The following is a 9,164-nucleotide window of genomic DNA, read 5'->3' as shown; positions in this document are numbered from 1 at the left end:
GGGTTAATAGCAATAATGGTCTGAGCCTCCCGAATGCCACTGGTGTGTTGAGCCGCGCCTGAAATACCGCAGGCAATGTAGAGTCTTGGACTGACACTTTTGCCGGTGGCTCCAATTTGACGCTCCGGTTCGACCCAACCGCGATCAGTAGCAACACGGCTGGCTCCGACGGCGGCTCCCAGCAGACGGGCAAAGGTCGCAATCTCGGCAAAGCCTTCGCGACCGACCCCCCGGCCACCTGCCACAATTTTCTCGGCGGCCTCTAGCTCTACTTCCTCTGCCGCCGGCGCCTCGATTGCGAGCGACTGCAGACGCAAGCTGAACTCCTCAATTGGTAGGGGAAGCTCATAGGTGATGATCTCCGGCCAGCGCCTCGCTTGAGAGCGTGACGCTGGTGGGGTGCCCCTCGTGCCGGGCGCAAAGGTAACCAGCGCTGGCTGCCTCTGAAGGCGCGTGCGCGTCTGAACATAGGCCCGTCCGCCATAAAGCGCCCGCAAGCTCGAGAGCGCATCTTGCTCCAGAGAGAAACGCAGGCAGCGTGCCACAAAGGGCAGGCCAAGCTGCGCCGCCAGGCGCGGGGCCCAATCCTGACCGTTGGCCGTGGCGCTGGTTACGATGAGCACCGGTGTACGCTCTCGAAGCAACCAGCGCAACGCTGCTACATAGCCCTCGGTCGTGTAGCGCTCCAGAGCGGGATGTTGCAAGACATAGAGACGCTCGGGGATGACGGTCCTGAAAGCTTCCTCTATGCTTGCTTCTGCTGAAGGAGAGAAAGGAGCACGCAATTGCACTGCGCACAGCTGCAATCTCTCTGCGTGTTGAACGGCGACTTCTTGCGCCTCAGCAAGCACCTCCTGATTATACTCAGGGGGTAGGCCCTCTTGTTCTTGTAAGACAACCCAGAGTTCGGCCAAGCTCTCACCTCTCAGGAGTGGCACACCTGCAGCCCTTTTAATGAGATTCACTTTATGATCTTTAAACCTCTCTCGATAGGCGAATCTAAAGCCGACCCCTGGCTCTGAGCTCCTGGGTGACGAGGACAAACATAGCATGCGACCAGCCGAGCGGCAAGATCCAACAAGGCTGACCATTCTGGCGACTAATCTGCTCGGGGAGCAGATCAAGAGCGGTGCGATGTTCGACAGCCCAACGATAAAGCTCCTCGGCTGCCTCCAGATCACCTGCCAGAGCCTCATACCAGGCCAGCCACAAAGTGCATAGTATCCAGGGGTTGCCACCGCGATAGCTATCCCCCTGATAGCGCAGAATGCCACCGACAGGACTGCGCAGCCGCTCAGCAATGGCGCTGGCGGTGGCCTGCAGGCGTGGGTCTGTAGGAGAAAAAACACCAAAAGGAACAGCCAAACCTAGGATAGAGATATCGAGCGTTGGATCTTCGCGGCGCGCGCGCCAGCGTCGGCCTCGGATCTCGACGGCCGTCTCATCGGCGGCCAGAGGAGCTGCCTCGTTCTCCTCAAGGGGTGCCACTTTCAAATGAGCGCCGCGCAGGAAGTGCCCTGCAGACGCGCTCCACAGATATTGCTCGATCGCTTGCTTTAAGCGGGCGGCGGCTTCCTGCCACTGCTGGACCTCGGCCTCCTGACCCAGCAGGGCAGCCAGGCGCGCGAGGGCAGTGAAACCAGCCCAGGTTGTGGCACAAGCGTAGGTGCTAATGCCATCGAACTCCTCCCACAGATCCTTGGTGATCGGTGCCAAGCCGGTTCCCGCATCAAGCTCGTGCAGCATATAGTGACCGGCCCGGCTCAGTGCTGGCCAAACCGAGCGAGCATACTCCACATCCCCAGTCAGATCGATGTGCCGCTCCACGGCCCAGACAACAATGCCAATCTCGTCAAATTGGATCAAGCCCCAGGTCGGTGCCAGGTTCCCATGGGTATCGTAGCGCTGGTACCAGCAACCAGAAACCTCCTGGGTGCGCAAAGCCCAATCAAAGAAGGCGCGGGCGCGCTCGTGCTCACCAGCTATATCGAGAGCATGGGCATTATAGGCGCCATCACGTGGCCAGCACATCCCATAGCCCCCACTGGAACGGAAAGCCGGGTCCATCTCTGGAGCCGCGAGGATCGCTCCTGTCTCGCGGTCGCTTAGCAAATGGAGCACTATCAGTGAGCGCTCATAAAGCTGTCTGATCTCATCTGCTACATTATCAAGCGTGCAGCGTGAGCAGTACCGTCGCCAGTAAGTGAGCGTCTCTGCCAGTAACTGGCTGCTATTCCCTCGTTGCTGAGAGAGGAGCGCTCGCACAGCCTCTAGCGTGCGACCAAAGGAGAGGAGCAAAGCGCCGCTGCGACTGGCGCCTGGGGCCAGCTCACCAATAGTGTGACGGAGCGCTGCCGCTCCTTGACCAACGGCGAACTCCTGGCGGCTATAGCGCTGCTCAGTAGCCATGTTGAAAGCAACATCAATAATGCCAGGACGGCTCTGCTCGCAGGCAAAATCGGCCACGGGCCAGTTGCTAGCCAGGGTCAGATAGCGGTCAGCGTGAAAGAAGGTCAGCAACTCCGTTTCAGGGTCATACCAGACACAGTTCCCTGCTGGCCGCAAATCGATATCAATCGCGGCATAGGTGACTAGACTGCAGCGCAGGGGAGCCTGACTCCCATTCGTCAAGCTCAGTTCAATTACAAGCAGATCGTGCTCAGGATGAACGGCAAGACGGCGCTCAATGACTAAGCCCAGATGTGAGTGCTCTGAGCGCGCGCTGACTACGGCACTGGCGGGCAAATAACGTAGCTCATGCGACCAGTCTGCCTCTGCCAACCAGCTCACCTGAGTTGTTCCATCCTCACGCTCGACCTGCACTCCCTGCAACAGGGAACGCACATGCGGTCCACCGTCAATATGCGGATAGAAGCACTGGACAGGAGTCGCTGTCTCATCTAAGCAAACGAGCAATCTGCCATTCCCAAGAAGAGCGCTATAGAGCCAGGCCAGGCTCAAGGCCCGTTCTGGGGGCAACGGTGGAACGCTAGCGCGCCGGGCTGGTGGATCGGCCAAATAATTGGCATTAATACCTGCACTGAGCTGGGCGGCAAGCTCGGATGGAGCCAAGCCGCCAGAGGTGGAGGCTTGCTCCCCTTGCTCTTCTGGCGAGAAAGAAGAACGCTCAACAGACATACCTACTCCACAAGCGGCATTTAGTCTAGCGCAACCCGCCGCGCTGGCTAAGAGCTGACGTCTGCTGCTAGAGGACAACCAGGTAAGCTCTGGGTCCCGGGGGCGCTGGCACTGGCATCAGCGCAGCGGATTTCCCTGTATTGTAGCATCCAGGACAAAATCGACAAGCCTCAGAACCTTCTTGACCGTGCCGAGAGCAAAGCCAGTCTCCTCCTTAGTCGCCATCGACGGGAGAGAGGCCCTCAAGAGTCAGCGCCCGCCCAACGCGCTCCCCATCAAGAATGGCATGTTCTACCCGCCGTGGTGCCAGGCAATCCCCTATGCGGTAGAGCTGAGCAATACGTCCCTTGAGGCGTTGATAGAGAGCATCTTCAGCAACCTGGGGTGCAACCACCACTACCAGAGCCAAATCGTCGATTGTACGGGCCTGGCCAGTATAGTTATTGACGATGGTGGCTCCCCCTGGCTGGAGAGCTGCCAGATAATGGTGAGGAGTAAAGATCGCGCCATGAGCCAGCATCCGTCGATACCACAGCTCAAGATCCAGCGTAACGCTAAGATCGCCCCCTACGTAGAACTGCGGAGTGACCACCTCGACCTGACAGCCGCGCTCGGCTAACAGCTCTGCTACGCTGGTCGCCTGGTGGAAACCGACCTGATCATAGACGAGAACACGCTGACCGGCAGCAGCCGTCTTCTCTCCGAGGAGCACCTGCCAGACATTGGCCACATGAGGTAGATCGCCGCCGGGCAGCGAAACTGGGCCGGGTCGGGAGCCGGTGGCAATGATCACCGCGTCTGCTTGCTCTCTCAAAAGCAGGTCAGCATCGACCTCGGTACCTGTAATTACCTCAACCCCTGCCTCAGCGAGTTCACGCTGAAGATTCCGGGCGGCATCGCCAAACTCGACGCGGCCAGGCACGCGTACAATAAGGTTGATCTGGCCGCCAGTCTCAGGCTGACGCTCGTAGAGGCGTACCTGGCCGCCGCGTTGGGCGATGACCTTGGCGGCCTGCATGCCTGCTGGTCCTCCACCGACGACAAGTATGCGCGGACGGCGGACGTTGCTTCTCAGTGAGGGCCGCGCCGGTAAAGGGCGAAAGCGCAGCTCGTTGCCTGTTGCCGGGGTCTGAATGCAGCCCAGGCTGAGATTCAAACCCATGCGTCCGATACAATACTGATTACAAGAGATACACAGGCGAATACTCTCGCTATGTCCCTCGCGTGCTTTGCGAGCAAAAGCCGGATCGCAGATCTGGCCGCGCACGACGTCAACCATGTCCGCCAGCCCCTCACGCAGAATGCGCTCCGCCTGGACAGGGTCCTTGATGCGCCCGGTGCAGAAAACTGGGAGCTGCAGCACTTCACGCAGGCCTGCTGAAACAAAGAGCTGGTAGCCAGGCGGAGTGTGCATCGACCCCTCCACCATATAGAGATTATGGAATTCGCCGATGCTTGTATTAATGAAGTCAAGCTGACCAGTGGCCTCCAGGCGCAGGGCAATCTCACGCACATCGGCGAACGTCAGTCCCCCAGGGATCAGCTCATCGCCGCACAAGCGAATACCCAGCGGGAAATCGCGGCCAACCTCAGCGCGAATCGCCTCGATGACCTCCAACACGAAGCGCAGGCGGTTCTCTAACGAGCCGCCGTAAGCATCCTGGCGCCGATTGTAATAGGGAGAGAGAAATTGACGAATCAGCGAACTATGCGAGGCTTGTAGTTCGGCCCCATCAAAGCCGCCCTCGCGCACATGGCGGGCCACCAGGGCGTAACCGCGAACGATCTCGGCAATCTCTTCTGGCTCGATCTCCTTGCACATCTCGCGGTGAATCGGATCGACCAGAGGCGAGGGACCGAGAACGGGGCGTCGCGAATAGAGGCTGCTTGCCTGCATACCGTTATGATTGAGCTGGGCAAAGATCCGTGTTCCATACTCGTGGACGGCGCGCGTCAGACGGCGATAAGCGGGAATAACGCGAGGATCGAAGCCGTGGATCAACTTTTGATAGGCCCAGTCACTAGGATGGACCGACTGCTCCTCCGTGATAATCAAACCACAGCCGCCACGGGCGCGCTCGACATAGTAGGCGATCAAGCGCGGGCCAGGCTGATTCTCCTCGGCCAGATTGGTCAAATGAGCGGCGAAGACAACGCGGTTAGGAACCACCACTGTGCCGATGCGCAGCGGCGTAAATAGAAACTGAAACTGGCCTGCCATTGGCGGACCCTCCTGCTCTGCTCAGGCACTGACCGACGCTCAGGCCCACAAGCCTGCCTGGCGTCCCTCTGCGATCGCCTGCTCGATCCGGCGGGGCGTCACGCAGTCGCCGGCCCGGCGCAGGCGAGTGAGGCGTCCTTTCAAGGCAAAGTAGAGATCCTGGTCGGGCTGCTCATAGACTCCCAACACTACCAGATCCGCGGGCAATGCGCGCTCACCCAGGGCAAAGCGATCGCGCACGATCACCTGTCCAGGTTCGATGCGCACGACACTTGTATGGGGGGTCATAACCACCCCATGGGGAAGCACTCGCCCTAACCAGGCGGGCAGATCGTAGGTTCCAACCAGATCGCGCCCCACGTACCAGTCTTCGGTAACAATCTCGATCTGCCATCCCTCTGTAGCCAACAGCTCTACTGCCGAAAGGACCCCATGTGAAGCCGTCTCATCGATCACGACTGCCCGTTGACCTTTCCCCTGCACTCGTTCACCACGCAGAATGCGGCGCACATCCAGCACATGCGGAAGATCATGGCCAGGAATCGGCAGCAGGCCCTGACCGGCCTTCGCGCCCGTAGCCACAAGAACGGCGCCGGGGCGCTGTGCCAGCAGCCAGGAGGCACTCACAGCGGTTCCGGTCTGCAGTTCGACTCCGAGACGCTCGCATTCTTGTACCAGATAGTCAATGATACGACGCAGTGAGGCGCGTCCTGGGGCCCGGGCAGCCAGCGCCACTGCGCCGCCTGGCTCCGACTCACGCTCGAAGAGTACCACTCTGCGTCCCCGTAAAGCGGCGGTACGTGCCGCCTCTAGTCCTGCTGGTCCAGCTCCCACGATGACGAAGGCTTCGCTGAGAGAGGGCGGCTTAGCAGAAGGAGCCTGGCGCTGATCATGGGCTGCTGGCTGCTCGCTCAACAGAGAGGCCGGCGCTGGCCAGGGATGGAGTACATCGGGATTAACGTTGCAGCTCAAGGCGGCGTTGAGTAGACCCCGCACCTGGCAGCCCTGATTGCAAGCCAGGCAGGGGCGTACCCGCTCCGCCTTGCCCGCCTGGGATAAGCGTGGCAAAGCAGGATCGGCGATCAAAGGCCGGATCATTTCCACCCCATCAGCGTGGCCCGCCGCTATAATCGCCTCTGCCTGCTCGGCATCCATAATGCGACCGGCGGCAAAAACGGGAATAGAGACAGCCTCTTTCACGGCTGCCGCCAGCTCCACCGCATACCCGGGAGCCACATGCATGGAGGCGTGGAAGGGAAACAGATGAGTGCTTAGAATGCTGCCTTTCGTCACTGTCAGATAGTGCACCCGGCCAGTCGCTGCAAGGCGGCGAGCAATCTCAATGCCCTGCTCTGGAGTCAGCCCGGCCCAGGGGGCCAGCTCGTCGGCACAGAGGCGCACGCCGAGAATATAATTGCCTCCCAGGACAGCAGCCACAGCCTCGATGGTCTCCTGAAGAAAACGCAGGCGATTCTCCAGCGATCCGCCATAGGCATCGTTGCGCTGATTGGTCAAGGGAGACAGAAACTGGCGCAGCAACGAGCGGTCGGCGACCTGCAGCTCTACCCCATCGGCCTCACCGCGCACGGCGTGCCGAGCGACAAGGGCGAAACCTTCGATCACGGCGCGGATGTCTTCCAGTTCCATTGCCTTGGGGACCTCTCGCGTGGCCACGTCGGGCACAGCAGAGGGAGCCCACAGCTCACGCTGGTGATGATCACTTACCCCTTGCTGCCCATTGTGGTTCAGCTGAACCAGCGTCAAGGCCCCAGCGGCGCGCACGCGAGCGCTCACGCTGGCCAGGGCCACCGGCGTCTCAGGCAAGTAGCCAAGCAGCGCAGCCTCATAGGGAAAGTCGGAGGAGTGTACAATGTGCTCCTCCAGCACAATAGTGCCGACACCTCCTTCGGCCCGGCTCGCGTAGTAGTCGCCGTGCTGCTCGCTGAGCAGATGGTGGCGGGAGAAGTTGGTCGTATGGCTTCCAAAAATCAGACGATTGCGCGCTTCACGCGGCCCGATAGTCAGAGGTTGAAACAGTTTCGTATACATGCTCATCATGGCCTAGGGCGGCTTCTCCACTGGCGACAGTGCCAGCGCCGCTTATGATCACTGACAAGAGAGGAAGCAGTTGAGCGCCTCAGGTGAGCGCTCTAGGCCCAGCGTACCAGGCCCATATCATGCTTTCCTGCCAGCAGCGGATGATTAGGCAGCACGCGCACACCATAGACCAGGCTGCCGCTCTCTTCCGGCTGGAGGCGCCCTTCATAACGATAAGAGCCATCCTGTTCCTGATGCCGATACTGCATGGGAATAGCCCGTTGATTGCTGACCTGCTCTCCGTCACTGCTCTCGCCGTAGACTAACTCGACCAGGAGATCATCGGGTGTGATCTCTTGTGCACGAACCCAGGCGCGCACCTCGACGCTCTCACCCAGGCTGAGCTGACCTTCGCGTCGTCCCTCGACATAGAGCGCCAGACTATCCCAGTGCCGCTGAATGCGCTCTTTCCACTGAGCCAACGCACGAGCTAGCTCATAAGCGTTCTGTTCGACGCGCTGGCCCTGCTGGATCTGTGGCACGTAAAAGCGCGTGGTATATTCTTTCACCATTCGTCGAGTACTGAAGTGAGGAGCGCAGGAGCGGATAGCCTCTTTCATATAGCTGATCCAGCGGTGAGGAAGACCGCTATTAGCCAGGTCGCGCTCATAGTAAGTCGGGATAATCTCGCGCTCTAACAAATCATAGAGCGAGAGGCTGTCGGCCTCATCCTGGATATCGGGGTTATGATACTCGCGCTCCTCACCGATGGCCCAGCCATTGCGTCCGTTATAGGCTTCAGCCCACCAGCCATCGAGCACGCTACAATTAGGCTGTCCATTCAGGGCGGCCTTCTGACCGCTGGTACCGCTTGCCTCATGGGGGCGAATGGGATTATTCAACCAGAGATCGGTACCGGCCACCAGATAGCGAGCCATATCGATATCGTAGTTTTCTAGAAAGATCACCTTACCGCGGAAATCGTCGCTGCGCGAGATGCGATAGACCTGCTCAATCAGCGCCTTTCCCGGTTCATCGGCGGGATGGGCCTTCCCTGCAAAGATGATCTGCACAGGGCGCTCAGGATTATTCATAATCCGCTTCAAGCGCTCCAGGTTACGGAAGATCAGCGTAGCACGTTTATAGGTTGCGAAGCGGCGCGCAAAGCCGATCAGCAAGGCATGAGGATCAAGCATGCGCTCGAACTCTGCCATTTGCAGCGGCCCCTCACCCAGGCGTAGATGTTGCTGCTTTAAGCGGCGGCGCACATAGTCGATCAGCAGGCGCTTACGCTGTAGATGGACTTGCCACAGCTCCTCATCGGGGATCTCCAGCACGCGGTTCCACAGATCCGGTTCATCGACGTGCTCAGCCCAATCTGGTCCCAGGTAGCGCTGAAAGAGCGCGTTCATCTCGGGGGCTACCCAAGAGAGGGTATGGATGCCATTGGTAATCGAATCGATAGGCACCTCATCGGGGTCCACTCCTGGCCAAAGGAACTGCCACATGCGGCGTGAGACAGCCCCATGCAGCTTGCTCACGCCATTATGCTGTCCTGTCAGGCGCAGAGCCAACACCGTCATCCCGTAAGTTGGTCCCCAACCGTGATCTTCGCGAGCCACCTCGAGAAACTGCTCGCGAGAGAGTCCGAGCTGTCCCCAGTAGGTATTGAAATATTTATCAATCAAATCATAGCTAAAGGTATCGTTCCCTGCGGGTACTGGTGTATGCGTTGTAAACAGAGAGCTAGCGGCCACCACCTCGCGCG

The 9,164-nt window shown here is 59.5% G+C and carries 5 protein-coding genes; all 5 read right to left on the bottom strand.

The genetic code is table 11. The features are described 5' to 3' along the window. The coding region (locus IRZ24_RS12225) for an electron transfer flavoprotein subunit alpha/FixB family protein (protein ID WP_297164588.1) at positions 1-914 on the bottom strand (914 nt) is incomplete at its 3' end. 85 nt (positions 915-999) lie between these two features. Continuing rightward, positions 1,000-3,138 carry a glycoside hydrolase family 15 protein gene (locus IRZ24_RS12220; RefSeq protein ID WP_297164585.1) on the bottom strand — a complete coding sequence of 713 codons (2,139 nt, stop codon included), beginning with the start codon at positions 3,136-3,138 and terminating at the stop codon, positions 1,000-1,002. A 214-nt stretch (positions 3,139-3,352) separates the two neighbouring features. Further along, positions 3,353-5,359 carry a mycofactocin system FadH/OYE family oxidoreductase 2 gene (locus tag IRZ24_RS12215; RefSeq protein ID WP_297164581.1) on the bottom strand — a complete coding sequence of 669 codons (2,007 nt, stop codon included), beginning with the start codon at positions 5,357-5,359 and terminating at the stop codon, positions 3,353-3,355. Positions 5,360-5,398: 39 nt separating this feature from the next. Continuing rightward, positions 5,399-7,417 (bottom strand): FAD-dependent oxidoreductase, encoded by a 2,019-nt coding sequence (locus IRZ24_RS12210; protein WP_297164578.1) that lies wholly within the window; start codon positions 7,415-7,417, stop codon positions 5,399-5,401. 92 nt (positions 7,418-7,509) lie between these two features. Next, the coding region (glgP, locus tag IRZ24_RS12205) for an alpha-glucan family phosphorylase (protein WP_297164575.1) at positions 7,510-9,164 on the bottom strand (1,655 nt) is incomplete at its 5' end.

Origin of the sequence: Thermogemmatispora sp. (assembly GCF_019683755.1) — a bacterium.
In the GTDB taxonomy this organism is placed as follows: Bacteria; Chloroflexota; Ktedonobacteria; order Ktedonobacterales; family Ktedonobacteraceae; genus Thermogemmatispora.
The sequence above is the reverse complement of the archived record's forward strand: the minus strand, read 5'-3'. Positions and strand labels throughout refer to the sequence as shown.

Excerpts from the sequence above, each read along its gene's own strand:
- IRZ24_RS12220 (WP_297164585.1), bottom strand. The coding sequence starts at position 3,138 with ATGTCTGTTGAGCGTTCTTCTTTCTCGCCAGAAGAGCAAGGGGAGCAA.
- IRZ24_RS12210 (WP_297164578.1), bottom strand. The coding sequence starts at position 7,417 with ATGATGAGCATGTATACGAAACTGTTTCAACCTCTGACTATCGGGCCG.
- IRZ24_RS12215 (WP_297164581.1), bottom strand. The coding sequence starts at position 5,359 with ATGGCAGGCCAGTTTCAGTTTCTATTTACGCCGCTGCGCATCGGCACA.